33 protein-coding genes and 1 other annotated feature are annotated in these 25730 nt (G+C 42.0%); all 33 genes read left to right on the plus strand.

Annotated features, from left to right (window positions below; all coding sequences use genetic code 11):
• The first annotated feature begins 50 nt into the window (after window positions 1-50).
• The 33 genes from rpmG (at window position 51) to rplF (ending at window position 25701) form a co-directional block, all read left to right on the plus strand.
• The gene (gene rpmG / locus ACSLGF_RS15880; protein WP_078061730.1) at window positions 51-200 is read left to right on the plus strand and encodes a 50S ribosomal protein L33; all 150 of its coding nucleotides are present in this window, start codon (window positions 51-53) and stop codon (window positions 198-200) included.
• Between the two features lie 34 nt (window positions 201-234).
• Window positions 235-411, plus strand: coding sequence for a preprotein translocase subunit SecE (gene secE, locus ACSLGF_RS15885; protein ID WP_008345422.1), 177 nt, complete (start codon window positions 235-237; stop codon window positions 409-411).
• 171 nt (window positions 412-582) lie between these two features.
• Window positions 583-1116: a transcription termination/antitermination protein NusG gene (gene nusG / locus ACSLGF_RS15890; protein ID WP_034323246.1), complete on the plus strand. Its 534-nt coding sequence runs from the start codon at window positions 583-585 to the stop codon at window positions 1114-1116.
• 171 nt (window positions 1117-1287) lie between these two features.
• Window positions 1288-1713: a 50S ribosomal protein L11 gene (rplK, locus tag ACSLGF_RS15895; protein WP_003216956.1), complete on the plus strand. Its 426-nt coding sequence runs from the start codon at window positions 1288-1290 to the stop codon at window positions 1711-1713.
• Window positions 1714-1812: 99 nt separating this feature from the next.
• Window positions 1813-2511, plus strand: a complete 699-nt coding sequence (gene rplA, locus ACSLGF_RS15900; RefSeq protein ID WP_335353124.1) for a 50S ribosomal protein L1 — start codon at window positions 1813-1815, stop codon at window positions 2509-2511.
• Window positions 2512-2560: 49 nt separating this feature from the next.
• Window positions 2561-2701 (plus strand) — a sequence feature (ribosomal protein L10 leader region).
• Between the two features lie 69 nt (window positions 2702-2770).
• On the plus strand, window positions 2771-3271 hold the full coding sequence (gene rplJ / locus ACSLGF_RS15905; RefSeq protein WP_456007101.1) for a 50S ribosomal protein L10: 501 nt from the start codon (window positions 2771-2773) through the stop codon (window positions 3269-3271).
• A gap of 42 nt (window positions 3272-3313) precedes the next feature.
• The gene (rplL, locus tag ACSLGF_RS15910; RefSeq protein ID WP_003216952.1) at window positions 3314-3679 is read left to right on the plus strand and encodes a 50S ribosomal protein L7/L12; all 366 of its coding nucleotides are present in this window, start codon (window positions 3314-3316) and stop codon (window positions 3677-3679) included.
• 96 nt (window positions 3680-3775) lie between these two features.
• On the plus strand, window positions 3776-4381 hold the full coding sequence (locus tag ACSLGF_RS15915) for a class I SAM-dependent methyltransferase (RefSeq protein WP_456007103.1): 606 nt from the start codon (window positions 3776-3778) through the stop codon (window positions 4379-4381).
• A gap of 255 nt (window positions 4382-4636) precedes the next feature.
• On the plus strand, window positions 4637-8218 hold the full coding sequence (gene rpoB / locus ACSLGF_RS15920; RefSeq protein WP_007496297.1) for a DNA-directed RNA polymerase subunit beta: 3582 nt from the start codon (window positions 4637-4639) through the stop codon (window positions 8216-8218).
• Window positions 8219-8279: 61 nt separating this feature from the next.
• Window positions 8280-11879: a DNA-directed RNA polymerase subunit beta' gene (rpoC, locus tag ACSLGF_RS15925; protein ID WP_456007105.1), complete on the plus strand. Its 3600-nt coding sequence runs from the start codon at window positions 8280-8282 to the stop codon at window positions 11877-11879.
• A 146-nt stretch (window positions 11880-12025) separates the two neighbouring features.
• Window positions 12026-12274: a 50S ribosomal protein L7ae-like protein gene (locus tag ACSLGF_RS15930; RefSeq protein ID WP_456007107.1), complete on the plus strand. Its 249-nt coding sequence runs from the start codon at window positions 12026-12028 to the stop codon at window positions 12272-12274.
• Window positions 12275-12387: 113 nt separating this feature from the next.
• Window positions 12388-12807 carry a 30S ribosomal protein S12 gene (gene rpsL / locus ACSLGF_RS15935; protein WP_003216962.1) on the plus strand — a complete coding sequence of 140 codons (420 nt, stop codon included), beginning with the start codon at window positions 12388-12390 and terminating at the stop codon, window positions 12805-12807.
• Window positions 12808-12928: 121 nt separating this feature from the next.
• Window positions 12929-13399 carry a 30S ribosomal protein S7 gene (gene rpsG / locus ACSLGF_RS15940; protein ID WP_008356520.1) on the plus strand — a complete coding sequence of 157 codons (471 nt, stop codon included), beginning with the start codon at window positions 12929-12931 and terminating at the stop codon, window positions 13397-13399.
• 54 nt (window positions 13400-13453) lie between these two features.
• On the plus strand, window positions 13454-15532 hold the full coding sequence (fusA, locus tag ACSLGF_RS15945) for an elongation factor G (protein WP_456007109.1): 2079 nt from the start codon (window positions 13454-13456) through the stop codon (window positions 15530-15532).
• A 118-nt stretch (window positions 15533-15650) separates the two neighbouring features.
• Window positions 15651-16841, plus strand: a complete 1191-nt coding sequence (tuf, locus tag ACSLGF_RS15950; protein ID WP_007496302.1) for an elongation factor Tu — start codon at window positions 15651-15653, stop codon at window positions 16839-16841.
• Window positions 16842-16951: 110 nt separating this feature from the next.
• Window positions 16952-17911 (plus strand): alpha/beta fold hydrolase, encoded by a 960-nt coding sequence (locus ACSLGF_RS15955; protein WP_456007111.1) that lies wholly within the window; start codon window positions 16952-16954, stop codon window positions 17909-17911.
• 218 nt (window positions 17912-18129) lie between these two features.
• Window positions 18130-18438, plus strand: a complete 309-nt coding sequence (gene rpsJ, locus ACSLGF_RS15960; protein WP_099728190.1) for a 30S ribosomal protein S10 — start codon at window positions 18130-18132, stop codon at window positions 18436-18438.
• Between the two features lie 37 nt (window positions 18439-18475).
• Window positions 18476-19105, plus strand: coding sequence for a 50S ribosomal protein L3 (gene rplC, locus ACSLGF_RS15965; RefSeq protein WP_041084736.1), 630 nt, complete (start codon window positions 18476-18478; stop codon window positions 19103-19105).
• Window positions 19106-19132: 27 nt separating this feature from the next.
• Window positions 19133-19756 (plus strand): 50S ribosomal protein L4, encoded by a 624-nt coding sequence (gene rplD / locus ACSLGF_RS15970; protein ID WP_099679362.1) that lies wholly within the window; start codon window positions 19133-19135, stop codon window positions 19754-19756.
• The gene (gene rplW / locus ACSLGF_RS15975) at window positions 19756-20043 is read left to right on the plus strand and encodes a 50S ribosomal protein L23 (protein WP_456007113.1); all 288 of its coding nucleotides are present in this window, start codon (window positions 19756-19758) and stop codon (window positions 20041-20043) included. Before rplD ends, rplW begins: the two co-directional genes overlap by 1 nt.
• A gap of 28 nt (window positions 20044-20071) precedes the next feature.
• Window positions 20072-20905, plus strand: coding sequence for a 50S ribosomal protein L2 (rplB, locus tag ACSLGF_RS15980; protein WP_024425599.1), 834 nt, complete (start codon window positions 20072-20074; stop codon window positions 20903-20905).
• 57 nt (window positions 20906-20962) lie between these two features.
• Window positions 20963-21241, plus strand: a complete 279-nt coding sequence (gene rpsS, locus ACSLGF_RS15985; RefSeq protein ID WP_003216920.1) for a 30S ribosomal protein S19 — start codon at window positions 20963-20965, stop codon at window positions 21239-21241.
• A gap of 17 nt (window positions 21242-21258) precedes the next feature.
• Complete coding sequence (gene rplV, locus ACSLGF_RS15990; RefSeq protein ID WP_007496316.1) at window positions 21259-21600, plus strand: 50S ribosomal protein L22; 342 nt, start codon at window positions 21259-21261, stop codon at window positions 21598-21600.
• A 3-nt stretch (window positions 21601-21603) separates the two neighbouring features.
• Window positions 21604-22260 (plus strand): 30S ribosomal protein S3, encoded by a 657-nt coding sequence (gene rpsC / locus ACSLGF_RS15995; RefSeq protein WP_456007116.1) that lies wholly within the window; start codon window positions 21604-21606, stop codon window positions 22258-22260.
• 1 nt (window position 22261) lies between these two features.
• On the plus strand, window positions 22262-22696 hold the full coding sequence (gene rplP / locus ACSLGF_RS16000; RefSeq protein WP_003225801.1) for a 50S ribosomal protein L16: 435 nt from the start codon (window positions 22262-22264) through the stop codon (window positions 22694-22696).
• Window positions 22686-22886 carry a 50S ribosomal protein L29 gene (gene rpmC / locus ACSLGF_RS16005; RefSeq protein ID WP_003217155.1) on the plus strand — a complete coding sequence of 67 codons (201 nt, stop codon included), beginning with the start codon at window positions 22686-22688 and terminating at the stop codon, window positions 22884-22886. The genes rplP and rpmC overlap by 11 nt, the downstream gene beginning before the upstream one ends.
• Window positions 22887-22911: 25 nt before the next feature.
• On the plus strand, window positions 22912-23175 hold the full coding sequence (rpsQ, locus tag ACSLGF_RS16010) for a 30S ribosomal protein S17 (RefSeq protein WP_003216906.1): 264 nt from the start codon (window positions 22912-22914) through the stop codon (window positions 23173-23175).
• Between the two features lie 39 nt (window positions 23176-23214).
• A complete protein-coding gene (rplN, locus tag ACSLGF_RS16015) occupies window positions 23215-23583 on the plus strand; it encodes a 50S ribosomal protein L14 (protein WP_003216882.1) in 369 nt (122 codons plus the stop codon).
• Window positions 23584-23618: 35 nt separating this feature from the next.
• The gene (gene rplX / locus ACSLGF_RS16020; protein WP_456007119.1) at window positions 23619-23930 is read left to right on the plus strand and encodes a 50S ribosomal protein L24; all 312 of its coding nucleotides are present in this window, start codon (window positions 23619-23621) and stop codon (window positions 23928-23930) included.
• Window positions 23931-23955: 25 nt separating this feature from the next.
• A complete protein-coding gene (rplE, locus tag ACSLGF_RS16025; protein WP_456007121.1) occupies window positions 23956-24495 on the plus strand; it encodes a 50S ribosomal protein L5 in 540 nt (179 codons plus the stop codon).
• A gap of 22 nt (window positions 24496-24517) precedes the next feature.
• Window positions 24518-24703, plus strand: a complete 186-nt coding sequence (gene rpsN / locus ACSLGF_RS16030; protein ID WP_008356542.1) for a 30S ribosomal protein S14 — start codon at window positions 24518-24520, stop codon at window positions 24701-24703.
• A 31-nt stretch (window positions 24704-24734) separates the two neighbouring features.
• On the plus strand, window positions 24735-25133 hold the full coding sequence (gene rpsH, locus ACSLGF_RS16035) for a 30S ribosomal protein S8 (protein ID WP_007496327.1): 399 nt from the start codon (window positions 24735-24737) through the stop codon (window positions 25131-25133).
• Window positions 25134-25164: 31 nt separating this feature from the next.
• Window positions 25165-25701: a 50S ribosomal protein L6 gene (rplF, locus tag ACSLGF_RS16040; RefSeq protein WP_099728187.1), complete on the plus strand. Its 537-nt coding sequence runs from the start codon at window positions 25165-25167 to the stop codon at window positions 25699-25701.
• Window positions 25702-25730: the final 29 nt, after the last annotated feature.

A 25730-nucleotide genomic window follows, 5' to 3' on the forward strand; every position in this document is an offset into this window, starting at 1 on the left:
ACACTGTGATAAGGTACTAAGGAAATGATGTCGAGAAAATAGGTGTAAATATGAGGAAAAAGATTACTCTAGCCTGTAAAGACTGCGGAAGCCGCAATTATACGACAATGAAAAGTGTTGCTTCAGCAGCTGAAAGATTAGAAGTTAAGAAATATTGCAAGAATTGTAATTCACATAAAACACATTTAGAAACGAAGTAAGATTTGCGTTCTTTAATCTGTGGAGGTCTTTTACATGCGTATTATCAGTTTCTTAAAAAGTGTCGGGAAAGAAATGAAAAAGGTCAGCTGGCCAAAGAAAAACGAAATGGTCCGCTACACAATCACTGTTATTTTAACAGTCGTCTTCTTTGCAATCTTTTTCTCTTTTCTTGATATAGGAATCTCACAATTAATCGAATTAATTCATTAATACTTGAATAATGGTCTGCTGAACGTGCTATAATAGATCATAATATGACTTGCCAAAAAACCCGTTTTACGGGTTTTTTCAATTGCTTGAAAATATTTACCGGTACTCGATATTCGTCAAATAGACATTATGAAATGTGGGGAGGGAAGGACTGAATAGTCCTGATCTAAAATGGAAAAGAATTGGTATGTTGTGCATACGTACTCTGGCTATGAAAACAAAGTAAAAGCGAACTTGGAAAAGCGTGTTGAATCAATGGGCATGCAGGATAAAATCTTCCGCGTAGTCGTACCAGAAGAAGAAGAAACTGATTTTAAAAACGGTAAGAAAAAAGTGGTCAAAAAGAAAGTATTCCCTGGCTATGTCCTAGTGGAAATCGTCATGACTGACGACTCTTGGTATGTGGTTCGTAATACACCGGGTGTGACAGGATTCGTTGGATCAGCTGGGTCAGGCTCAAAGCCGACAGCGCTATTACCAGGCGAAGCGGAAACCATTCTGAAGAGAATGGGTCTTGAAGAGCGCAAAACAGAAATCGACTTTGAACTGAAAGAAACAGTCAAGGTCATCGATGGACCATTTGCTAACTTCACAGGCTCTATCGAAGAGATTGATTACGATAAAAGCAAAGTCAAAGTATTCGTTAATATGTTTGGCAGAGAAACACCTGTGGAACTTGAGTTCACGCAGATCGATAAATTGTAATTCAAAAGAGCTTGAAATGAGTGTATAGAAGTGGTAATATAGCAAAGGTACGTCTTGAGTTCACTCAAGATCGCTAGCTAGTTATTTCGTCATTCATATAAAGAATGAAGTTGTTGAGTGGGAGGGGGATTCCCCTATTACCACATCACGGACTTTAAGGAGGTGTGTCTCGTGGCTAAAAAAGTAGTAAAAGTTGTTAAATTGCAAATTCCTGCTGGAAAAGCTAACCCAGCTCCACCAGTTGGACCTGCACTAGGTCAAGCCGGTGTTAATATCATGGGATTCTGTAAGGAGTTTAATGCTCGTACAGCTGACCAAGCTGGTCTTATCATTCCTGTTGAAATTTCGGTTTTTGAAGACCGTTCATTTACATTTATTACTAAAACTCCACCTGCTGCAGTATTACTTAAAAAAGCAGCTGGTATTGAGTCTGGTTCTGGTGAACCTAACCGTAATAAAGTGGCAACTGTTAAGCGTGATAAAGTACGCGAAATCGCGGAAACAAAAATGCCTGACTTAAACGCTGCCAGCGTTGAATCAGCTATGCGCATGGTTGAAGGTACTGCACGCAGTATGGGTATTGTCATCGAAGATTAATTTTTTGTCTTGTTGGGTTGCGAGTTTGGTTTTGACAAGTTCGCAACCCTTATTCGTGGGAGGTTATTCCGCTAAAACCACATAAGGAGGATTTTTATAATGGCTAAAAAAGGTAAAAAGTATGTAGAAGCTGCGAAGCTAATCGAACGTACTAAAGCGTATGATGTAGCTGAAGCTGTTTCTCTTACAAAAAAAGCAAATACAGCGAAATTTGATGCGACTGTAGAAGTTGCTTTTCGTTTGGGTGTAGACCCTCGTAAAAACGATCAACAAATCCGCGGTGCAGTTGTACTTCCTAACGGAACTGGTAAAACTCAACGCGTTCTTGTGTTCGCTAAAGGCGAAAAAGCAAAAGAAGCAGAAGTTGCTGGAGCAGACTACGTTGGAGATTCTGATTACATCACAAAAATCCAACAAGGTTGGTTCGATTTTGATGTAATCGTTGCGACACCTGACATGATGGGTGAAGTTGGTAAGATCGGTCGTGTACTTGGACCAAAAGGTCTTATGCCAAACCCTAAAACAGGAACTGTTACATTCGAAGTAGAAAAAGCAATCAATGAAATCAAAGCTGGTAAAGTAGAATACCGCGTTGATAAAGCTGGTAACATCCACGCGCCAATCGGAAAGGTTTCTTTCGAGGACGAAAAGCTTGTTGAGAACTTTGCAACAATCTATGACACAATCCTTAAAGCAAAACCTGCAGCGGCTAAAGGTGTATACGTGAAAAACGTTTCTGTTACATCTACTATGGGCCCTGGTGTGAAAGTGGATCCATCTTCTTTCTCTGCAAAATAATTCTTGACTTATCACAACCGTTTTGATAATATCAAAATGTTGTAAAATAGAATAATGTCCATTTATACCGTAGACAGCAGGGGCCTTATGGCTTAATTAACCCGCCGAGGTGTATATGTCACAGTCTTACGTTAACGTATGCTTGTATATACAGCCTCCATGTCTTAATGGAGGCTTTTTATATGGAGAACCGTTCGTTAGGAACGTGATGGCCTGATCGGTATAAGTGTTACACAAAGAATGTACAGGAGGTGTAACCATGAGCAATGCAATCGATACTAAAAAAGTAGTCGTTGATGAAATTGCTTCTAAATTTAAAGACAGTATGTCTACTGTAATTGTAGATTACCGTGGTCTTTCAGTTTCTGAAGTGACTGAACTTCGTAAGCAGCTTCGTGAAGCTGGCGTTGAATTCAAAGTTTACAAAAACACTTTGACTCGCCGTGCAGTTGAACAAGTTGAACTAACTGGTTTAAACGATTTCTTAACAGGTCCAAACGCTATCGCATTCAGTAACGAAGATGTTATCGCACCTGCGAAAATCATCAACGAATTTGCGAAAAGCCACGAAGCTTTAGAAATCAAAGCTGGTGTCATCGAAGGAAATGTAGCGACTGTAGAAGAAGTGAAGGCTCTTGCGGAACTTCCGTCTCGCGAAGGCTTACTATCTATGTTGCTTAGCGTTCTTCAAGCTCCAGTTCGTAACCTTGCTCTTGCTACTAAAGCAGTTGCAGATCAAAAAGAAGAACAAGGCGCTTAATGCGTACTTTACGTAAAAAAACTTAAAATGGAGGAATTACAAATGGCTTTAAATATCGAAGAAATCATTGCTTCAGTTAAAGAAGCAACTGTACTTGAGTTAAACGACTTAGTAAAAGCAATCGAAGAAGAATTTGGCGTAACTGCTGCTGCTCCTGTAGCTGTAGCTGCTGCTGGTGGTGCTGCTGCTGAAGAGAAAACTGATTTTGATCTAGTACTTGCTGGTGCTGGAGACCAAAAAATCAAAGTGATCAAAGTGGTTCGTGAAATCACTGGTCTTGGCTTGAAAGAAGCTAAAGAACTTGTTGACAACACGCCAAAACCACTTAAAGAAGGTATTGCTAAAGAAGAAGCTGAAGAACTTAAAGCTAAGCTTGAAGAAGTTGGCGCTTCTGTAGAAGTTAAGTAATCTTCGCCTAATCTTTTGGGAAAGCTCGCTTTTACTGGCGGGCTTTTTCTTTTCTAATCTCCTGAAACGATTGAACCCAGAGGAGGTCCATTCATCGTGAGTGACCACTATTATACGGAAAAGCCATCAGTAAAAAGCAATAAACAGACATGGGACTTCACCCTGAGAAACCGTACCTTTACTTTTACAAGTGACAGTGGAGTGTTTTCTAAGAAAGAAGTCGACTATGGTTCAAGGCTATTAATTGAAGCTTTTGAAGAACCTGACTTGGATGGCGATGTCTTAGATGTCGGTTGCGGTTATGGACCGATCGGCTTATCGTTAGCAAACGAAATGACGAGCCGCACCATTCATATGATTGATGTGAACGAAAGAGCAGTCGAACTTTCAAAGGAAAACGCTAAGCATAATCGCATTGATAATGTCCGCATCTATCAAAGTGATTTGTTCTCGAATGTTCATTCATCAGCTGCTTTTGCCTCTATACTGACCAATCCCCCAATACGGGCAGGGAAGAAAGTTGTACATGCGATCTTTGAAAAAAGTGCTGATCATTTATTGCCAGAAGGTGCGTTGTGGGTGGTTATTCAGAAAAAGCAGGGCGGGCCATCTGCGATTGAAAAATTAGAGCAGCTCTTTGGAGAAGTCGCGGTCGTTATGAAAAAAAAGGGCTACTATATTATCAAAGCTAAAAAAGTTTGACGCAGTTTCCTAGCTGTGTTAACATTATAAAATGCCAATGTGTATATTTTGCTTGATAGGCTTAATAAACAACTATTTTGTATAAATTATGCATACTTGGGAAAACTAATAAAATCGGTATTTGTTTTTGGATGTGGTTTTCTTATTTTAGAAACCCTTTTTTCTTTTGTCTTGTAAAAGTATTTCTTTACTGACATTTGAAAGACAGAAATACTTTTTACACATATAATACGCATGATTTGAGGGGTGAATCAGTTGACAGGTCAACTAGTTCAGTATGGACGACACCGCCAGCGCAGAAGCTACGCACGCATAAGCGAAGTGTTAGAATTACCAAATCTCATTGAAATTCAAACCTCTTCTTATCAGTGGTTTCTTGATGAGGGTCTTAGAGAGATGTTTCAAGATATATCCCCAATTGAGGATTTTACTGGTAACCTTTCTCTTGAATTCATTGATTACAGCCTAGGGGATCCTAAGTATCCTGTAGCAGAATCAAAAGAACGTGATGTAACTTACTCTGCTCCACTAAGAGTAAAAGTTCGTTTAATTAACAAAGAAACTGGAGAAGTAAAAGACCAAGATGTGTTCATGGGTGATTTCCCAATCATGACAGACACAGGTACTTTTATCATTAATGGTGCGGAACGTGTAATCGTTTCTCAATTAGTTCGTTCTCCGAGTGTATATTTCAGTGGTAAAGTAGACAAAAACGGTAAAAAAGGTTTTACTGCGACTGTCATTCCAAACCGTGGCGCATGGTTAGAATACGAAACTGATGCGAAGGATGTAGTCTATGTACGCATCGATCGCACACGTAAGTTGCCGGTTACGGTTCTTTTGCGTGCCCTCGGCTTCAGCTCTGATCAAGAGATTCTTGACCTCATTGGCGAGAATGAATACTTACGCAACACGCTGGAAAAAGACAATACAGAGAATGCGGATAAAGCACTTCTCGAAATCTACGAGCGCCTTCGTCCTGGAGAGCCGCCAACTGTTGAAAATGCGAAAAGCTTGCTAGACTCTCGCTTCTTTGATCCGAAGAGATATGACCTAGCAAATGTTGGACGCTACAAGATTAATAAGAAGCTTCATATTAAAAATAGACTGTTCAATCAAAAATTGGCTGAAACGTTAGTTGATCCTGAAACAGGTGAAATTCTAGCAGAAAAAGGTCAAATTTTAGACAGAAGAGTTCTTGATAAAGTTCTTCCATACTTAGAAAACGGCATCGGATTTAGAAAGCTTTATCCGAACGGTGGCGTAGTAGAAGATGAAGTAGAACTTCAATCTATTAAGATTTATGCACCGACTGATCAAGAAGGCGAGCAAGTGATCAACGTGATTGGTAATGCATACGTAGAGGAAGCTGTGAAAAATATCACTCCTTCTGACATCATTGCATCAATCAGTTACTTCTTCAACCTGCTTCATGGTGTAGGTGACACAGATGATATCGATCACCTTGGTAACCGTCGTCTGCGTTCTGTAGGTGAACTTCTGCAAAACCAATTCCGTATTGGTTTAAGCAGAATGGAGCGTGTTGTTCGTGAAAGAATGTCGATCCAAGACACAAACACGATCACACCTCAGCAGCTGATTAACATTCGTCCTGTGATCGCTTCTATCAAAGAGTTCTTTGGCAGCTCTCAGCTTTCTCAGTTCATGGATCAAACAAACCCGCTTGCTGAATTGACGCACAAACGTCGTCTGTCGGCGCTTGGACCGGGTGGCTTGACACGTGAGCGTGCAGGAATGGAAGTTCGTGACGTTCACTACTCTCACTATGGCCGTATGTGTCCGATTGAAACACCAGAGGGTCCAAACATCGGTTTGATCAACTCTCTATCTTCATTTGCAAAAGTGAATCGCTTCGGATTTATCGAAACACCTTACCGCCGGGTTGACCCTGAAACAGGTAAAGTGACACCGAGAATCGATTACTTAACTGCTGATGAAGAGGATAACTACGTTGTAGCACAAGCGAACGCTATATTAGGTGAAGATGGTTCGTTTATCGATGATAATATCATTGCTCGTTTCAGAGGGGAAAACACAGTTGTTCCTCGAAACCGCGTTGACTACATGGACGTTTCGCCAAAGCAGGTTGTTTCTGCGGCGACAGCATGTATCCCATTCTTAGAAAACGATGACTCTAACCGTGCTCTAATGGGAGCGAACATGCAGCGTCAGGCTGTGCCTTTGATGCAGCCGGAATCACCGATTGTTGGTACAGGTATGGAGTATGTATCAGGGAAAGACTCTGGTGCTGCTGTCATCTGCCGCTACCCAGGTGTTGTAGAACGTGTTGAAGCAAAAAATATTTGGGTTCGTCGCTATGAAGACGTTGACGGACAACAAGTCAAAGGAAACCTAGACAAATACAGCTTGCTGAAATTTGTCCGCTCTAACCAAGGGACTTGCTACAACCAGCGTCCAATCGTAAGTGTTGGGGATGAAGTCGTTAAAGGAGAAATCCTTGCAGACGGTCCTTCTATGGAAAAAGGTGAATTGGCTCTAGGACGTAACGTGATGGTCGGCTTCATGACATGGGACGGTTACAACTACGAGGATGCGATCATTATGAGTGAGCGCCTTGTAAAAGATGACGTCTACACTTCTATCCATATTGAAGAATATGAATCAGAAGCTCGTGATACAAAGCTTGGACCAGAAGAAATCACACGTGATATTCCAAACGTTGGGGAAGATGCTTTACGCAACCTTGACGAGCGCGGTATTATCCGTATTGGTGCAGAAGTAAAAGACGGAGACCTTCTAGTAGGGAAAGTAACGCCTAAAGGTGTAACAGAACTGACAGCTGAAGAACGTCTATTACATGCAATCTTCGGTGAAAAGGCTCGTGAAGTTCGTGATACGTCTCTACGTGTTCCACACGGCGGCGGCGGAATTATCCACGATGTAAAAGTCTTTAATCGTGAAGATGGAGATGAATTACCACCAGGTGTGAACCAGTTAGTCCGCGTATACATCGTTCAGAAGCGTAAAATTTCTGAAGGTGACAAAATGGCCGGGCGACATGGTAACAAAGGGGTTATCTCTAAAATCCTTCCAGAAGAAGATATGCCGTATCTTCCAGATGGAACGCCAATTGATATCATGTTAAACCCTCTAGGGGTACCATCTCGTATGAACATCGGTCAGGTGCTCGAGCTTCATATGGGTATGGCTGCACGTTACCTTGGCATCCACATTGCGTCACCAGTATTTGATGGTGCTCGTGAGGAAGATGTATGGGAAACGCTTGAAGAAGCAGGTATGTCCCGTGATGCGAAAACAGTCCTTTATGACGGTCGAACTGGTGAACCATTCGACAACCGTGTATCTGTCGGCATCATGTATATGATCAAACTGGCTCACATGGTTGACGATAAACTTCACGCTCGTTCAACTGGACCATACTCACTTGTTACGCAGCAGCCACTTGGCGGTAAAGCACAGTTTGGTGGTCAGCGTTTCGGAGAGATGGAAGTATGGGCACTTGAAGCTTACGGTGCTGCATACACACTTCAAGAGATCTTAACTGTTAAATCGGATGACGTTGTGGGCCGTGTGAAAACGTACGAAGCTATCGTCAAAGGGGATAACGTACCTGAACCAGGTGTCCCTGAATCATTCAAAGTGTTAATCAAAGAACTTCAAAGTTTAGGTATGGATGTCAAAATCCTATCTGGCGATGAAGAAGAGATAGAAATGAGAGATTTAGAAGACGATGAGGAAACGAAGAAAGCAGACGGATTAGCGTTATCTAATGACGAAGATGCTGCAGACCTCGCACCTGTCGATCTTGAACGTGACGCAGTCACAAAAGAATAGCAGAAACGATTAGAGCAAGTGACTAGGGTATAACCCGAAGATTAAAAGGGAGGTAGGCCCCTTGCTAGATGTGAACAATTTTGAGTATATGAACATCGGTCTCGCATCACCTGATAAAATCCGTTCTTGGTCTTTTGGTGAAGTGAAAAAGCCTGAAACGATTAACTATCGTACACTGAAACCTGAAAAAGATGGTCTCTTTTGTGAACGTATCTTCGGACCGCAAAAAGACTGGGAATGTCATTGTGGAAAGTATAAACGTGTTCGTTATAAGGGTGTTGTATGTGACCGTTGTGGTGTAGAAGTAACACGGGCAAAAGTCCGTCGTGAGAGAATGGGGCATATCGAACTGGCTGCCCCAGTTTCCCACATTTGGTATTTCAAAGGTATCCCAAGCCGTATGGGTCTTGTTCTTGATATGTCACCACGTGCGTTAGAAGAAGTGATCTACTTCGCTTCTTACGTCGTGACAGATCCGGGCAACACACCACTTGAGAAGAAACAACTTCTTTCTGAGAAAGAATTCCGTGCTTATTTAGATAAATACGGTAATACGTTCCAAGCAGCTATGGGTGCTGAAGCAATCAACAAACTTCTTCAAGATATCGATCTTGTAAAAGAAGTGGATACACTGAAAGAAGAGCTGAAAACGGCCCAAGGACAGCGTCGTACACGTGCGATCAAACGCCTTGAAGTGTTAGAAGCCTTCCGTAACTCAGGAAACAAACCGTCTTGGATGATCCTTGATGTACTTCCGGTTATTCCACCAGAATTACGTCCAATGGTTCAGCTTGACGGTGGACGTTTTGCTACTTCTGACTTGAACGACCTTTATCGTCGTGTCATCAACCGTAACAATCGTCTGAAACGTTTATTAGATCTTGGCGCGCCAAGCATCATCGTTCAGAACGAGAAGCGTATGCTTCAAGAAGCTGTCGATGCCTTGATTGATAATGGACGTAGAGGTCGACCAGTAACAGGACCAGGAAATAGACCATTGAAATCTCTTTCTCACATGCTGAAAGGGAAACAAGGGCGTTTCCGTCAAAACTTGCTTGGTAAACGTGTTGACTATTCTGGACGTTCCGTTATCGTCGTAGGACCACATTTGAAAATGTATCAGTGTGGACTTCCGAAAGAAATGGCTCTTGAATTATTCAAACCATTTGTGATGAAGGAGCTTGTTGAAAAAGGATTAGCCCACAACATTAAGAGCGCGAAGCGTAAAATTGAGCGCGTGCAGCCGGAAGTATGGGATGTTTTAGAATCAGTTATTCGTGAGCATCCAGTCTTACTAAACCGTGCACCAACTCTTCACAGACTTGGTATTCAAGCGTTTGAACCTACACTTGTGGAAGGACGCGCAATTCGTCTGCATCCGCTTGTATGTACAGCCTACAACGCTGACTTTGACGGTGACCAAATGGCGGTTCACGTACCATTATCTGCCGAAGCTCAAGCTGAAGCTCGTATCTTAATGCTTGCTGCTCAAAACATTTTGAACCCGAAAGATGGAAAACCAGTTGTTACGCCATCTCAGGATATGGTGCTTGGTAACTACTACCTAACACTTGAGCGTAAAGGTGCTATCGGAGAAGGTATGGTCTTCAAAGATACGAATGAAGCCCTTCTAGCTTATCAAAATGGTTATGTGCATCTTCATACACGTGTAGCTGTTGCAGCTAGCTCGTTGAAGAATGTGACATTCACTGATGAACAGCGTTCTAAATTGTTGATTACAACAGTTGGAAAACTGATCTTTAACGAAATCTTACCGGAATCATTCCCATACATGAATGAGCCGACTAAGAGCAATATTGAAGAAAAAACACCTGATCGTTTCTTCCTTGAAAAAGGTGAGGATGTAAAAGCTGCGATCGAGAAACAAGAAATCAATGCGCCGTTCAAAAAAGGTATTTTAGGAAAAATCATTGCGGAAATCTTTAAGAGATTCCACATCACTGAGACTTCTAAAATGCTTGACCGCATGAAAAATCTTGGGTTCAAATATTCTACTAAAGCCGGTATTACCGTTGGTGTATCTGATATCGTCGTATTAGATGATAAGCAGAAAATCCTTGAAGAAGCACAAGCCAAAGTAGATAACGTCTTGAAGCAATTCAGACGTGGATTGATTACAGAAGAAGAGCGTTATGAGAGAGTGATTTCAATCTGGAGTTCTTCTAAAGATGTCATCCAAGGTAAACTGATGAAGTCCCTTGATGAAGTCAACCCGATCTACATGATGAGTGACTCTGGAGCGCGTGGTAACGCATCTAACTTCACTCAGCTGGCTGGTATGCGTGGTTTGATGGCCAACCCGGCTGGACGTATCATTGAACTTCCGATTAAATCTAGTTTCCGTGAAGGTTTAACCGTATTAGAATACTTTATTTCCACTCACGGAGCGCGTAAAGGTCTTGCCGATACAGCCCTTAAAACAGCTGACTCAGGCTACCTCACGCGTCGCCTGGTTGACGTTGCACAGGATGTCATCATCCGTGAAACAGATTGTGGTACAGACCGTGGAATCTTGGCGAAGTCCATTAAAGAAGGAAATGAAATTATTGAGAAACTTGAAGAACGTCTTATCGGACGTTTTGCAAGAAAACCAATTATTCATCCTGAAACGGGCGAAGTCATTGTGGGCGAAAACGAGCTAATTGATGAAGATAAAGCACTTGAAGTAGTTGAAGCAGGTATTGAAGAAGTATGGATCCGTTCTGCATTTACATGTAACACGCCTCATGGTGTATGTAAACGATGCTACGGCCGTAACCTTGCAACTGGTACTGACGTCGAAGTTGGTGAAGCAGTTGGAATCATCGCTGCACAATCGATTGGTGAGCCAGGAACACAGCTTACAATGCGTACGTTCCACACCGGTGGGGTAGCAGGAGACGATATCACACAAGGTTTACCTCGTATCCAAGAGCTATTTGAAGCGCGTAATCCGAAAGGGCAAGCGACCATCTCTGAAATTGATGGTGTCGTTGCTGAAATCAACGATGTTCGTGACAAGCAGCAGGAAATTGTGGTTCAAGGCGAAGTTGAAACTCGTTCTTACACAGCTCCTTACAATGCACGTCTGAAAGTTGTTGAAGGTGACAAAGTCACTCGCGGTCAAGTACTGACAGAAGGTTCTATCGATCCGAAAGAGCTTCTAAAAGTGACTGACATGACAGCTGTTCAAGAATATCTGCTTCATGAAGTACAAAAAGTATACCGTATGCAAGGGGTAGAAATCGGAGATAAGCACGTAGAGGTAATGGTTCGCCAAATGCTTCGCAAAGTGCGTGTCGCTGATGCAGGGGATACAGATGTATTGCCAGGCACACTTCTTGATGTACATCAATTCACTGAAGCGAACAAAAAAGTTCTATTCGAAGGCAAGCGTCCTGCAACAGGCCGTCCAGTTCTTCTTGGTATTACAAAAGCATCACTTGAAACAGACTCATTCTTGTCTGCTGCATCCTTCCAAGAAACGACTCGTGTCCTAACTGATGCGGCGATCAAAGGAAAACGCGATGAACTGCTTGGCTTGAAAGAGAATGTTATCATTGGTAAACTTGTTCCTGCTGGAACGGGAATGCCAAACTACCGTAAAGTTAAGCCGGTTTCACAAGTGCAGCCGACTGACGACATGGTTCCTGTAGAGTAATCTTTCTCATAAGATTTCCATAAAAATCATCAAAAAATGGTGAAGGATGTCAAGATAATCTGTGATACGATATTGACATCCTTCTGCCATGATGATAATATAACCAAGGTGCTCAAAATAAAACCTGTTACTTTGGAGGATATTCGATGTCTTATGATAAAGTATCACAGGCTCAGTCCATTATTATTGGTACGAAGCAAACAGTAAAAGCTCTAAAACGAGATTCAGTAAAGGAAATCGTCGTAGCGAAAGATGCTGATCCTGCTTTAACAGCTGGTGTAATCAAACTAGCGCAAGAGAAGGGTGTAGACATTTTAATGGTAGATTCCATGAAAAAGCTCGGCAAGGCCTGCGGAATTGAAGTTGGGGCAGCAGCTGTTGCCATTATGTTATAACGTACTTGTTTGTTTTTGCATGCTTATAAATGCAAAAGCGTTGTTTTTTGCCTTTTGATGAACCACCTGGGTATGTGGGTTATAAAAAAAGTAATGAAGGGAGGAATAACAACATGCCTACAATTAATCAGCTAATACGCAAAGGACGCGTGAGTAAAGTTGAAAACTCAAAGTCTCCTGCACTTAACAAAGGATACAACAGTTTCAAAAAAGAGCACACTAACGTAACATCTCCACAGAAGCGCGGGGTTTGTACTCGTGTCGGTACGATGACACCGAAAAAACCAAACTCAGCACTACGTAAATATGCTCGTGTACGTTTGTCTAACCTGATTGAAGTAACAGCTTACATTCCTGGTATCGGACATAATCTACAAGAGCACAGTGTAGTACTTATCCGTGGCGGACGTGTAAAAGACTTACCGGGTGTACGTTACCACATCGTTCGTGGTGCGCTTGATACTGCCGGAGTTGACGGTCGTATGCAAGGTCGTTCTAAATACGGAACAAAACGCCCTAAACAAAGCAAATAATATAAACAAACATAAGGGTTTTTAGAAGTTGATATCAGATCAGTGGAGTCAGGTAACTGACAATGAAACTGAGATGAGAGACAGATAGAAATCCTTTTAAAAGAGAAGGGAGGCTATTCAGATGCCACGTAAAGGTCCTGTAGCAAAAAGAGACGTTTTGCCAGATCCAATTTACAATTCTAAACTTGTATCTCGTTTGATCAACAAAATGATGATCGACGGTAAAAGAGGAAAAGCTCAAACAATTCTCTACAAGTCATTTGATATCATCAAAGAACGTACTGGTAATGAAGCGATGGAGGTTTTCGAACAAGCCTTGAAAAACATCATGCCAGTTCTTGAAGTTAAAGCACGTCGTGTAGGTGGAGCTAACTACCAAGTACCTGTAGAAGTTCGCCCAGACCGTCGCACAACTTTAGGTCTTCGCTGGTTAGTAAACTACGCTCGTCTTCGTGGAGAAAAAACGATGGAAGAGCGTCTTGCTAACGAAATCCTTGACGCAGCTAACAACACTGGTGCTGCTGTGAAGAAACGTGAAGATACACACAAAATGGCAGAAGCGAACAAAGCATTCGCTCACTACCGCTGGTAGAATTTATACCAAACTAAAAAAACTATTTCCTAATAAGGAAGGAGAAATTACCCAATGGCAAGAGAGTTCTCCTTAGACAAAACTCGTAATATTGGTATCATGGCTCACATCGATGCTGGTAAAACGACAACGACTGAGCGTATCTTGTACTACACTGGTCGTATCCATAAAATCGGTGAAACTCACGAAGGAGCTTCACAAATGGACTGGATGGAGCAGGAGCAAGAACGTGGTATTACAATCACTTCTGCTGCTACTACAGCACAATGGAAAGGTTACCGTGTAAACATCATCGATACACCGGGACACGTAGACTTCACTGTTGAAGTTGAACGTTCTTTACGTGTACTTGATGGTGCGGTTGCTGTTCTAGATGCCCAATCAGGTGTAGAGCCACAAACTGAAACAGTTTGGCGCCAAGCAACAACTTACGGAGTACCTCGTATCGTATTCGTTAACAAAATGGATAAAACAGGTGCGGACTTCCTTTACTCTGTAGGCACATTAAGAGATCGTCTTCAAGCGAACGCTCATGCAATTCAATTGCCGATCGGCGCTGAAGATCAATTCGAAGGAATCATCGACCTTGTAGAAAACGTAGCATACTTCTACGAAGATGACCTTGGAACTCGCTCTGATGCACAAGAAATCCCTGCTGAGTATAAAGACAAAGCTGAAGAGCTTCGCAGCAGCCTAATTGAAGCTGTCGCTGAGCTTGACGAAGAGCTTATGGAAAAATACCTTGAGGGTGAAGAAATCACAATTCCTGAATTGAAAGCTGCAATCCGTAAAGGAACGTTGAATGTTGAATTCTATCCAGTTCTTGTTGGGTCTGCTTTCAAAAACAAAGGTGTTCAGCTTGTACTTGATGCTGTGCTTGAATACCTTCCTGCACCAACTGATGTTGCTGCAATCAAAGGTATCTTGCCAGATTCAAATGAAGAGGTTGTACGTGAGTCTACTGATGACGCACCGTTTGCAGCTCTTGCATTTAAAGTTATGACTGACCCTTATGTTGGGAAACTAACTTTCTTCCGCGTATACTCTGGAACACTTGATTCTGGTTCTTACGTGAAGAACTCTTCTAAGAACAAGCGTGAACGTGTTGGACGTATCCTTCAAATGCACGCGAACAGCCGTGAAGAAATCTCTACTGTATACGCAGGGGATATCGCAGCAGCTGTAGGTCTTAAAGATACATCTACTGGTGATACTCTTTGTGACGAGAAAAGTCTTGTTATCCTTGAGTCTATGGAATTCCCAGAGCCAGTTATCGATGTAGCAATCGAGCCTAAATCTAAGGCTGACCAAGATAAAATGAGTATCGCTTTAGCTAAACTAGCTGAAGAAGATCCAACATTCCGTACACAAACAAACCCTGAAACTGGTCAAACGATCATCTCTGGTATGGGTGAGCTTCACCTTGATATCATTGTTGACCGTATGAAGCGTGAGTTCAAGGTTGAAGCTAACGTAGGAGCTCCTCAAGTTGCGTACCGTGAAACATTCCGTTCTGGTGCAAAAGTTGAAGGTAAATTCGTACGTCAGTCTGGTGGACGCGGTCAGTTCGGACACGTTTGGATCGAATTCGAACCAAACGAAGAAGGCGCAGGCTTCGAATTTGAAAATGCTATCGTCGGTGGGGTAGTTCCTCGTGAATACATCCCAGCTATTCAAGCAGGTCTTGAAGATTCACTTGAAAATGGTGTATTAGCTGGATTCCCATTAATCGACATCAAAGCAAAATTATTTGATGGATCTTACCACGATGTTGACTCTAACGAAATGGCGTTTAAAATTGCTGCATCTATGGCATTGAAAAATGCTGTCAGCAAATGTAACCCAGTTCTACTTGAGCCAATGATGAAAGTAGAAGTCGTTATCCCTGAAGAATACATGGGAGACATCATGGGTGATATCACATCTCGTCGTGGACGTGTAGAAGGTATGGAAGCACGCGGTAACGCTCAAGTTGTTCGCGCTATGGTTCCACTTTCTGAAATGTTCGGATATGCAACTGCACTCCGTTCTAACACACAAGGACGCGGTACTTTCACTATGCACATGGATCACTATGAAGAAGTGCCTAAGAGCATCAGTGAAGAAATCATCAAAAAAAATAAAGGTGAATAATTGATTTTGCCTTTAAACTAAAGTATAACTACTATTGAAGATCAGAAAGTGAGAGGTAACTCTTCACTTTCTATCACTCTATACCAAATACAATGAACCTTTAAGGAGGATTTTTAGAATGGCTAAAGAAAAATTCGACCGTTCCAAATCGCATGCTAACATTGGTACAATTGGACACGTTGACCATGGTAAAACAACTCTAACTGCTGCTATCTCAACAGTTCTTCATAAGAAATCTGGTAAAGGTACAGCTATGGCTTATGACCAAATCGATGGTGCTCCAGAAGAGCGCGAGCGTGGAATCACAATCTCAACTGCACACGTTGAGTATGAAACTGAAACTCGTCACTATGCACACGTAGACTGCCCAGGACACGCTGACTACGTTAAAAACATGATCACTGGTGCTGCTCAAATGGACGGCGCGATCTTAGTAGTATCTGCTGCTGACGGCCCAATGCCACAAACACGTGAGCACATCCTACTTTCTCGTAACGTAGGTGTACCTTACATCGTAGTATTCCTTAACAAATGTGACATGGTTGACGATGAAGAGTTACTTGAACTTGTTGAAATGGAAGTTCGTGACCTTCTTTCTGACTATGACTTCCCTGGTGACGATGTACCAGTTATCAAAGGTTCTGCTCTTAAAGCTCTTGAAGGAGATGCTGATTACGAAGCAAAAATCTTTGAACTTATGGATGCGGTTGATGAGTACATCCCAACTCCAGAACGTGACACTGAGAAGCCATTCATGATGCCAGTTGAGGACGTATTCTCAATCACTGGTCGTGGAACAGTTGCTACTGGTCGTGTTGAGCGTGGACAAGTTAAAGTCGGTGACGAAGTTGAAATCATCGGTCTTCAAGAAGAAAACGGTAAAACAACTGTTACAGGTGTTGAAATGTTCCGTAAGCTTCTTGACTATGCTGAAGCTGGTGACAACATCGGTGCACTACTTCGTGGTGTATCTCGTGAAGATATCCAACGTGGTCAAGTACTTGCTAAACCAGGTACAATCACTCCACATAGCCGTTTCAAAGCTGAAGTTTATGTACTTTCTAAAGAAGAGGGTGGACGTCATACTCCATTCTTCACTAACTACCGTCCGCAGTTCTACTTCCGTACAACTGACGTAACTGGTATCGTACATCTTCCAGAAGGTACTGAAATGGTAATGCCTGGCGATAACACTGAGATGGAAGTTGAACTTATCTCTACTATCGCTATCGAAGAAGGAACTCGTTTCTCTATCCGTGAGGGTGGACGTACTGTAGGTTCTGGTGTCGTTTCAACTATCATTAAATAATAAACATATAAAAGAGACTCCTTGCAAAAGGGTCTCTTTTTTTTGCTTTTCCAGATCAGAACGGCTACTATAAGCTATAGAATCTAAATGGAACCGAGAGGATCACTGGAATGGCGAAGACATATTTGAAGAAATGGTTGATCGGCGGAGTTGACCAATGGATTATGATGAAAGAAGATCACCTGAATGAAACAAAACCCGTTCTTTTATTTTTACACGGTGGGCCTGGCTCAGCTCAAATCAGTTATATCGATTCCTTTCATGAGGAATTAGATCAAGACTTTACAGTCGTCCATTGGGATCAGCGTGGGGCAGGACTTTCCTATCAAAAGACTATTCCCGCTGCTTCGATGACTATTCAGCAATTTGTTGAAGATACGATTGAACTGACCGAAAAGCTTCTTTCATATTTAGGTCATTCAAAACTGTACATCGCTGGGTACTCATGGGGATCACTGATTGCGATACAAGCAGTACATAAACGTCCGGATTTATATCATGCATATTATGGGATTAGTCAGGTGGTGGATGTATTAAAAGAAGATATTGTGTCGTACGAACTTCTTCTGAAGAAATACCATCGCAATCGACTGCTCACTAGTTGCCTGCGATTACTGACACCACCTCCGTGGAAGCGAACCTCCGCTCATGCTTTATTCTCTCTATATAAAGAGTTCGCAAAAGTAGGGCTCACGCATAAGTGGAAGCCGATTTTTCAAATGATGAGCGCGTTTCTTCATAGTAAGCATTATCAGCTGATAGATAAATGGAGATTCCTCAAAGGACAGAAGTTTAGTCAGGACAAGCTATGGAATGAACTGATGAATGAGAGTATTCAATACCGAGTTTCTACTATATTAATACCGTGCTACTTTATCATTGGTGAACATGACATGATTACACCAGCTGCTGTAGCAAAACCATATGTTGATCAATTAACAGCACCGATAAAAGAATGGTTCACCTTTCAAGAATCTGCACATTCCCCGCATATTGAAGAGCCAGATGAATTTATTCGGATCGTAAGAAAGACTGCTATACATCATCTTCAGAGAAAGCTTGATTTATAGGCTGAACCCCTGTATAATATGAAAAGTGTGCAAATCATAAATTTATCCGATTTATTATTGCAACACGCAGGCCAATTTGGTACAATAGTGCATGTTGGTCTTTGACTGCGATGAAGTGAGAGGTTGCTGACACACCCGGCCGCTTTGCCATGGCAAGGTGATCAGGTTTTTCTCACGGAGAACTGTCTAACGTAAGTAGGCGAAAAGGAGGGAAAATAATGGCAAAACAAAAAATTCGTATTCGTTTAAAAGCATATGATCATAGAATTCTTGATCAATCTGCTGAAAAGATTGTTGAAACGGCTAAGCGTTCTGGTGCTAGTGTATCTGGTCCAATCCCGCTTCCAACTGAAAAATCAGTTTACACAATCCTTCGTGCGGTGCATAAGTACAAAGATTCTCGTGAGCAATTCGAGATGCGTACTCACAAACGTCTAATCGACATCGTGGATCCAACTCCGCAAACAGTTGATGCACTTATGCGTTTAGATTTACCATCTGGTGTAGATATCGAAATCAAACTTTAATTCAAATAGAAAACACATATTATAGGAGGTGTGACGAATGACCAAAGGAATCTTAGGTAGAAAAATTGGTATGACGCAAGTATTCGCAGAAAACGGTGATCTTATCCCTGTAACTGTTGTTGAGGCTGCTGCTAACGTTGTTCTTCAAAAGAAGACTGCTGATACGGATGGCTATGAAGCAATCCAAATCGGTTTTGACGACAAACGTGAAAAGCTTTCTAACAAACCAGAGAAAGGCCATGTTGCTAAAGCGGAAACTGCTCCTAAGCGCTTCGTAAAAGAATTACGCGGTGTGGAGTTAGATGCGTATGAAGTTGGTCAGGAAGTCAAGGTTGATATTTTCGCAAATGGAGATATCGTAGATGTAACAGGAACATCAAAAGGTAAAGGATTCCAAGGGGCTATCAAGCGCCACGGACAATCACGCGGACCAATGACTCACGGTTCACGTTATCACCGTCGTCCTGGTTCAATGGGACCTGTTGATCCAAACCGCGTATTCAAAGGTAAACTTCTTCCAGGACGTATGGGCGGAGAGCAAATCACTGTCCAAAACCTTGAGATCGTTAAAGTTGATGCAGAACGCAATCTTCTATTGATCAAAGGAAACGTACCAGGAGCTAAAAAATCTCTAGTAACTGTAAAGAGTGCAGTTAAATCTAAATAACTCTCTTAGGAAAGGAGGAAACAAGTCATGCCAAAAGTAGCATTATTTAACCAAAACGGTTCTACTAACGGTGAAATCGAATTAAACGCTTCTGTGTTTGGAATCGAGCCAAACGAAAGCGTAGTATTCGATGCTATTCTTATGCAAAGAGCTTCCTTACGTCAAGGAACTCACAAAGTAAAAACTCGTTCTGAAGTACGTGGCGGAGGTCGTAAGCCTTGGAGACAGAAGGGTACAGGTCGTGCTCGTCAAGGTTCTATCCGTTCACCACAATGGCGCGGAGGCGGTATCGTATTCGGTCCAACACCACGCAGCTATTCTTATAAATTACCTAAAAAAGTTCGCCGCTTGGCTATCAAGTCAGTATTGTCTTCTAAAGTAATCGACAACAACATCATCGTTCTTGAAGATCTGACTCTAGATGCAGTGAAAACGAAAGAATTCGCAGGCATCCTTAAAGGGTTATCTGTTGAGAAGAAAGCGTTGATCGTCACTGCGGATGCAAACGAAACAGTAGCTTTATCTGCTCGTAACATCCCTGGAGTAACAGTTGTTGAAGCTAAAGGTATCAACGTTCTTGACGTTGTCAACCACGACAAACTTCTGATCACTAAAGCAGCGGTTGAAAAAGTAGAGGAGGGACTTGCATAATGAAAGATCCTCGTGATGTTCTAAAGCGCCCTATCATTACTGAACGTTCTGCTGATCTAATGACAGAGAAGAAGTACACGTTCGAAGTTGATGTCAGAGCTAACAAAACAGAAGTGAAAGACGCTGTTGAAGAAATCTTTGGAGTGAAAGTTGAGAAAGTCAACGTTCAAAACTACAAAGGAAAATCTAAACGCGTTGGACGCTACAATGGTATGACTAGCCGTCGCAGAAAAGCGATCGTGAAATTAACTGCTGACAGCAAAGAAATCGAAATTTTTGAAGCGTAAATCTTAAAAAGAAGGAGGGAAATTCAAAATGGCGATTAAAAAGTATAAACCAACCAGTAATGGTCGTCGTGGCATGACTACTTCAGATTTTGCTGAAATCACGACTGACAAACCAGAAAAATCGTTGCTTGCACCGCTACACAAAAAAGGCGGACGTAACAACCAAGGTAGATTGACTGTTCGTCATCAAGGTGGCGGTCATAAACGTCAATACCGTATCATCGACTTTAAGCGTGATAAAGACGGTATACCTGGACGCGTTGCTACAATCGAGTATGATCCAAACCGTTCAGCGAACATCGCTCTTGTAAACTATGCAGATGGTGAAAAACGTTACATTCTTGCTCCAAAAGGAATTCAAGTTGGTACTGAAGTTACTTCTGGACCAGAAGCTGACATCAAACCAGGTAACGCTCTTCCACTTATCAACATCCCAGTTGGTACAGTTGTGCATAACATTGAATTGAAACCAGGTAAAGGTGGACAATTAGTTCGTTCTGCTGGTACTTCTGCTCAAGTTCTTGGTAAAGAAGGTAAATACGTTCTTGTACGTTTGAACTCAGGAGAAGTCCGCATGATTCTTTCTGCTTGCCGTGCGACTATCGGTCAAGTTGGAAACGAGCAACACGAATTAATTAACATCGGTAAAGCTGGACGTTCTCGCTGGAAAGGCGTACGCCCAACAGTTCGTGGTTCTGTAATGAACCCTAACGATCACCCACACGGTGGTGGTGAAGGACGCGCTCCAATCGGACGTAAATCACCAATGTCTCCATGGGGTAAACCGACTCTTGGATTCAAGACTCGTAAGAAAACCAACAAGTCTGATAAATTCATTGTACGTCGTCGTAAAAACAAGTAACGGGGTTGTCTACGGTTCATTTAGGACCGTAGTTCAATCACGAAGGGAGGTTCCACAATGGCTCGCAGCTTAAAAAAAGGACCATTTGTTGATGATCATTTGATGGCTAAAGTCGAGAAATTGAATGAAACTGACAAAAAGCAAGTCGTAAAAACTTGGTCTCGTCGTTCTACAATTTTCCCACAATTCATCGGTCACACAATCGCTGTCTATGACGGACGCAAACATGTACCTGTTTTCATTTCTGAAGATATGGTAGGTCACAAATTGGGCGAATTCGCACCAAGCCGTACTTACAAAGGTCATGCTAGTGACGATAAAAAAACAAGACGCTAATGAGAGGAGGCTTTTAAATGCAAGCTAAAGCTGTCGCAAGAACAGTCCGTATTGCTCCTCGTAAAGCACGTCTAGTAATGGACCTGATCCGAGGTAAGCAAGTAGGAGAAGCAGTTTCTATCTTAAACCTTACACCTAAGGCTGCTTCACCAATTATTGAAAAAGTATTAAAATCTGCTATCGCAAACGCTGAGCACAACTACGAGTTGGACGCTAACAGCCTAGTGATTACTCAAGCATTCGTTGACGAAGGTCCAACACTTAAGAGATTCCGTCCACGTGCTATGGGTCGTGCGAGCGCAATTAACAAACGTACTAGCCACATTACAATCGTTGTATCAGAAAAGAAGGAGGGATAATCCGTGGGTCAAAAGGTAAATCCAGTAGGTCTTCGTATTGGCGTCATTCGTGATTGGGAATCTAAATGGTTCGCAGGTAAAGATTACGCTGACTTCTTACATGAAGACTTGAAAATCCGTGAATTCATCAGCAAGCGTTTGTCTGACGCGTCTGTTTCTAAAGTAGAAATCGAACGTGCTGCAAACCGCGTAAATATCGCAATCCACACGGCTAAACCAGGTATGGTAATTGGTAAAGGCGGATCTGAAGTTGAAGCACTTCGTAAAGCTCTTAACAGCCTAACTGGCAAACGTGTACACATCAACATTCTTGAAATCAAGAGAGCAGATCTTGATGCTCAGCTAGTTGCTGAAAACATCGCTCGTCAACTTGAAAATCGTATTTCATTCCGTCGTGCACAAAAACAAACAATCCAACGCACAATGCGTGCTGGAGCACAAGGAATCAAAACAATGGTTTCTGGTCGTCTTGGCGGTGCAGATATTGCTCGTTCTGAATATTACAGTGAAGGTACTGTTCCGTTGCACACACTTCGTGCTGACATTGACTATGCTACTGCTGAAGCTGACACTACTTATGGTAAGCTTGGCGTAAAAGTATGGATCTATCGTGGAGAAGTCCTTCCAACTAAGAAGAATACTGCGGAAGGAGGAAAATAATATGTTATTGCCAAAACGCGTGAAGTATCGCAGAGAACATCGTGGAAAAATGCGTGGTCGTGCAAAAGGCGGCACTGAAGTACATTTCGGTGAGTTCGGTATCCAAGCTCTAGAAGCTTCATGGATCACTAACCGTCAAATCGAAGCTGCTCGTATTGCTATGACTCGTTACATGAAACGTGGCGGTAAAGTTTGGATTAAAATTTTCCCTTCTAAGCCATACACAGCAAAACCTCTAGAGGTCCGCATGGGTTCCGGTAAAGGTGCTCCAGAAGGATGGGTAGCTGTAGTAAAACCGGGCAAAGTTTTATTTGAAATTTCTGGTGTGTCTGAAGAAGTTGCTCGTGAAGCTCTTCGCCTTGCATCTCACAAATTGCCAATTAAAACGAAGTTCGTAAAACGTGAAGAAATTGGTGGTGAATCAAATGAAAGCTAATGAAATTCGTGACCTTACCACTGCTGAAATTGAACAAAAAGTAAAGTCTCTTAAAGAAGAACTTTTCAATCTTCGTTTCCAATTAGCGACTGGGCAGCTTGAAAACACTGCTCGCATTCGTGAAGTGCGTAAATCAATCGCACGCATGAAAACTGTGATTCGTCAAAGAGAAATCGCTGCTAATAAATAATAATTAGAGGGGAGGCCCCGCAAACATGAGCGAACGTAACCAACGTAAAGTGTATCAAGGTCGTGTTGTTTCTGACAAAATGGATAAAACCATCACTGTTGTTGTTGAAACATACAAAAAGCATTCACTTTATGGCAAACGTGTAAGATACTCTAAAAAGTTCAAAGCACATGATGAAAACAACCAAGCAAAAATCGGAGACATCGTAAAGGTCATGGAAACTCGTCCTTTATCTGCGACTAAACGCTTTCGTCTAGTTGAAGTTGTCGAAGAAGCTGTTATTATCTAATAAAGTTCGGATTTCTTTTTCCGAAGGGAGGTAACATTAATGATTCAACAGGAGACTCGTTTAAAAGTAGCTGACAACTCTGGCGCACGCGAAGTACTAACGATTAAAGTTCTTGGTGGCTCTGGACGTAAGACGGCTAACATCGGTGATGTCATTGTTTGTACGGTTAAACAAGCAACACCAGGAGGCGTTGTCAAAAAAGGTGAAGTTGTGAAAGCAGTTATCGTTCGTACAAAGAGCGGAGCTCGCAGAAACGATGGATCTTACATCAGTTTTGATGAAAATGCATGTGTCATCATCCGTGACGACAAGAGCCCACGTGGAACTCGTATCTTCGGACCAGTAGCACGTGAACTTCGTGAAAATAACTATATGAAAATTGTTTCTCTAGCACCAGAAGTACTTTAATGAATACAATCCCCGACTCAAGGAGGTGCGATTAAATGCATGTTAAAAAGGGCGATAAAGTAGTGGTTATCTCTGGTAAAGATAAAGGTAAACAAGGAGTCATCCTTGCTGCTTTCCCTAAGAATGACCGTGTTTTAGTAGAAGGTATTAACCTTGTGAAAAAACACTCTAAACCAACCCAAGCTAACCCTCAAGGCGGAATTTCTGAACAGGAAGCGTCGATTCACGTATCAAACGTAATGCCGCTTGATCCTAAAACGGGTGAAGTGACACGTGTTGGGTATAAAGTTGAGGACGGAAAGAAAGTCCGTGTAGCGAAAAAGTCTGGGCAAGTTCTAGATAAATAGTAAATAAGGAAGGGAGGTCTTTCTCATGAACCGCCTTAAAGAAAAGTATGTAAAAGAAATTACACCTGCATTAGTTTCTAAGTTTGAATACACTTCAGTAATGCAAGTGCCAAAAATCGAAAAAATCGTGATCAACATGGGTGTTGGTGACGCAGTTCAAAACGCTAAAGCAATCGATGCTGCTGTTGAAGAATTAACGTTTATCGCTGGTCAAAAACCTGTCGTTACTCGTGCGAAGAAGTCTATTGCTGGATTCCGTCTACGTGAAGGAATGCCAATCGGTGCGAAAGTAACACTTCGCGGAGAGCGCATGTATGATTTCCTTGATAAACTTATTTCTGTATCTTTACCACGTGTACGTGACTTCCGTGGGATTTCTAAGAAATCTTTCGACGGACGTGGAAACTACACGCTTGGTATTAAAGAACAGTTAATCTTCCCAGAAATTGATTACGATAAAGTAACAAAGGTCCGCGGTATGGATATCGTTATCGTTACTACTGCCAATACGGACGAAGAAGCACGTGAGTTATTAACTCAAGTAGGTATGCCGTTCCAGAAATAATCAATGAAAGGGAGGCGAAATCGTGGCTAAAAAGTCTATGATTGCGAAACAACAACGCAAACAAAAGTTTAAAGTTCAAGAGTATACGCGCTGCGAACGTTGTGGACGTCCACATTCAGTTATTCGTAAGTTTAAACTTTGCCGTATTTGTTTCCGCGAACTTGCATATAAAGGACAAATTCCTGGCGTTAAAAAAGCCAGCTGGTAATCCCCATAAATGGGAAGGAGGTTATTAAATAATGGTTATGACAGATCCGATTGCAGATTTGCTGACTCGTATTCGCAATGCGAACATGGTACGTCATGAGAAGCTAGAAGTACCGGCTTCAAAAATCAAAAGAGAAATTGCTGAAATTTTAAAGCGTGAAGGTTTTATCCGTGACGTTGAATACGTCGAAGACAGCAAACAAGGAATTATCCGTTTGTTCCTTAAATACGGCCAAAACAACGAGCGTGTTATCACTGGTCTTAAAAGAATCAGTAAACCTGGTTTACGCGTATATGCGAAATCAAATGAAGTACCACGTGTACTTAACGGACTTGGAATCGCAATTATTTCTACATCACAAGGTGTTTTATCGGACAAAGAAGCCCGTGCTAAACAAGCTGGTGGAGAAGTACTTGCTTACGTATGGTAAAAAAAGCTTAAGATGAATGGAGGTGCTTGGTATGTCTCGCATAGGTAAAAAACTACTTGAGATCCCTTCAGGAGTAACTGTGACAAACAACGATAACACAGTGACAGTAAAGGGACCAAAAGGTGAACTAACTCGTACGTTTCACCCTGATATGGAAATTAAAATTGAGGACAACGTCTTAACTGTAAGCCGTCCGTCTGAACATAAAGAACACCGTGCATTACATGGTACAACACGTAGCTTGCTTGCAAACATGGTTGAAGGTGTATCTAAAGGTTTCGAAAGAGGTTTAGAACTTATCGGTGTCGGTTACCGTGCAGCTAAATCTGGAAACAAACTTGTTCTTAACGTTGGATACTCTCATCCAGTTGAAATCGTTCCTGAGGCTGGAGTTGAAGTCGAAGTTCCATCTCAAACGAAAGTAATCGTTAAAGGTATCGATAAAGAGCGTGTAGGAGCTCTTGCTTCTAACATCCGCGCTGTCCGTTCTCCAGAGCCTTACAAAGGTAAAGGAATTCGTTACGAAGGTGAATTCGTTCGCCGTAAAGAAGGAAAAACTGGTAAGTAAGATCGCTTAAAGTGAAGAAAGGAGTGACT

Source organism: Bacillus sp. A015 (genome assembly GCF_053851875.1).

Excerpts from the sequence above, each read along its gene's own strand:
- rpmG (WP_078061730.1), top strand. The coding sequence starts at position 51 with ATGAGGAAAAAGATTACTCTAGCCTGTAAAGACTGCGGAAGCCGCAAT.
- secE (WP_008345422.1), top strand. The coding sequence starts at position 235 with ATGCGTATTATCAGTTTCTTAAAAAGTGTCGGGAAAGAAATGAAAAAG.
- nusG (WP_034323246.1), top strand. The coding sequence starts at position 583 with ATGGAAAAGAATTGGTATGTTGTGCATACGTACTCTGGCTATGAAAAC.
- rplA (WP_335353124.1), top strand. The coding sequence starts at position 1,813 with ATGGCTAAAAAAGGTAAAAAGTATGTAGAAGCTGCGAAGCTAATCGAA.
- rplJ (WP_456007101.1), top strand. The coding sequence starts at position 2,771 with ATGAGCAATGCAATCGATACTAAAAAAGTAGTCGTTGATGAAATTGCT.
- rplL (WP_003216952.1), top strand. The coding sequence starts at position 3,314 with ATGGCTTTAAATATCGAAGAAATCATTGCTTCAGTTAAAGAAGCAACT.
- ACSLGF_RS15930 (WP_456007107.1), top strand. The coding sequence starts at position 12,026 with ATGTCTTATGATAAAGTATCACAGGCTCAGTCCATTATTATTGGTACG.
- rpsL (WP_003216962.1), top strand. The coding sequence starts at position 12,388 with ATGCCTACAATTAATCAGCTAATACGCAAAGGACGCGTGAGTAAAGTT.
- rpsG (WP_008356520.1), top strand. The coding sequence starts at position 12,929 with ATGCCACGTAAAGGTCCTGTAGCAAAAAGAGACGTTTTGCCAGATCCA.
- fusA (WP_456007109.1), top strand. The coding sequence starts at position 13,454 with ATGGCAAGAGAGTTCTCCTTAGACAAAACTCGTAATATTGGTATCATG.
- tuf (WP_007496302.1), top strand. The coding sequence starts at position 15,651 with ATGGCTAAAGAAAAATTCGACCGTTCCAAATCGCATGCTAACATTGGT.
- ACSLGF_RS15955 (WP_456007111.1), top strand. The coding sequence starts at position 16,952 with ATGGCGAAGACATATTTGAAGAAATGGTTGATCGGCGGAGTTGACCAA.
- rpsJ (WP_099728190.1), top strand. The coding sequence starts at position 18,130 with ATGGCAAAACAAAAAATTCGTATTCGTTTAAAAGCATATGATCATAGA.
- rplC (WP_041084736.1), top strand. The coding sequence starts at position 18,476 with ATGACCAAAGGAATCTTAGGTAGAAAAATTGGTATGACGCAAGTATTC.
- rplD (WP_099679362.1), top strand. The coding sequence starts at position 19,133 with ATGCCAAAAGTAGCATTATTTAACCAAAACGGTTCTACTAACGGTGAA.
- rplW (WP_456007113.1), top strand. The coding sequence starts at position 19,756 with ATGAAAGATCCTCGTGATGTTCTAAAGCGCCCTATCATTACTGAACGT.
- rplB (WP_024425599.1), top strand. The coding sequence starts at position 20,072 with ATGGCGATTAAAAAGTATAAACCAACCAGTAATGGTCGTCGTGGCATG.
- rpsS (WP_003216920.1), top strand. The coding sequence starts at position 20,963 with ATGGCTCGCAGCTTAAAAAAAGGACCATTTGTTGATGATCATTTGATG.
- rplV (WP_007496316.1), top strand. The coding sequence starts at position 21,259 with ATGCAAGCTAAAGCTGTCGCAAGAACAGTCCGTATTGCTCCTCGTAAA.
- rplP (WP_003225801.1), top strand. The coding sequence starts at position 22,262 with ATGTTATTGCCAAAACGCGTGAAGTATCGCAGAGAACATCGTGGAAAA.
- rpmC (WP_003217155.1), top strand. The coding sequence starts at position 22,686 with ATGAAAGCTAATGAAATTCGTGACCTTACCACTGCTGAAATTGAACAA.
- rpsQ (WP_003216906.1), top strand. The coding sequence starts at position 22,912 with ATGAGCGAACGTAACCAACGTAAAGTGTATCAAGGTCGTGTTGTTTCT.
- rplN (WP_003216882.1), top strand. The coding sequence starts at position 23,215 with ATGATTCAACAGGAGACTCGTTTAAAAGTAGCTGACAACTCTGGCGCA.
- rplX (WP_456007119.1), top strand. The coding sequence starts at position 23,619 with ATGCATGTTAAAAAGGGCGATAAAGTAGTGGTTATCTCTGGTAAAGAT.
- rplE (WP_456007121.1), top strand. The coding sequence starts at position 23,956 with ATGAACCGCCTTAAAGAAAAGTATGTAAAAGAAATTACACCTGCATTA.
- rpsH (WP_007496327.1), top strand. The coding sequence starts at position 24,735 with ATGGTTATGACAGATCCGATTGCAGATTTGCTGACTCGTATTCGCAAT.
- rplF (WP_099728187.1), top strand. The coding sequence starts at position 25,165 with ATGTCTCGCATAGGTAAAAAACTACTTGAGATCCCTTCAGGAGTAACT.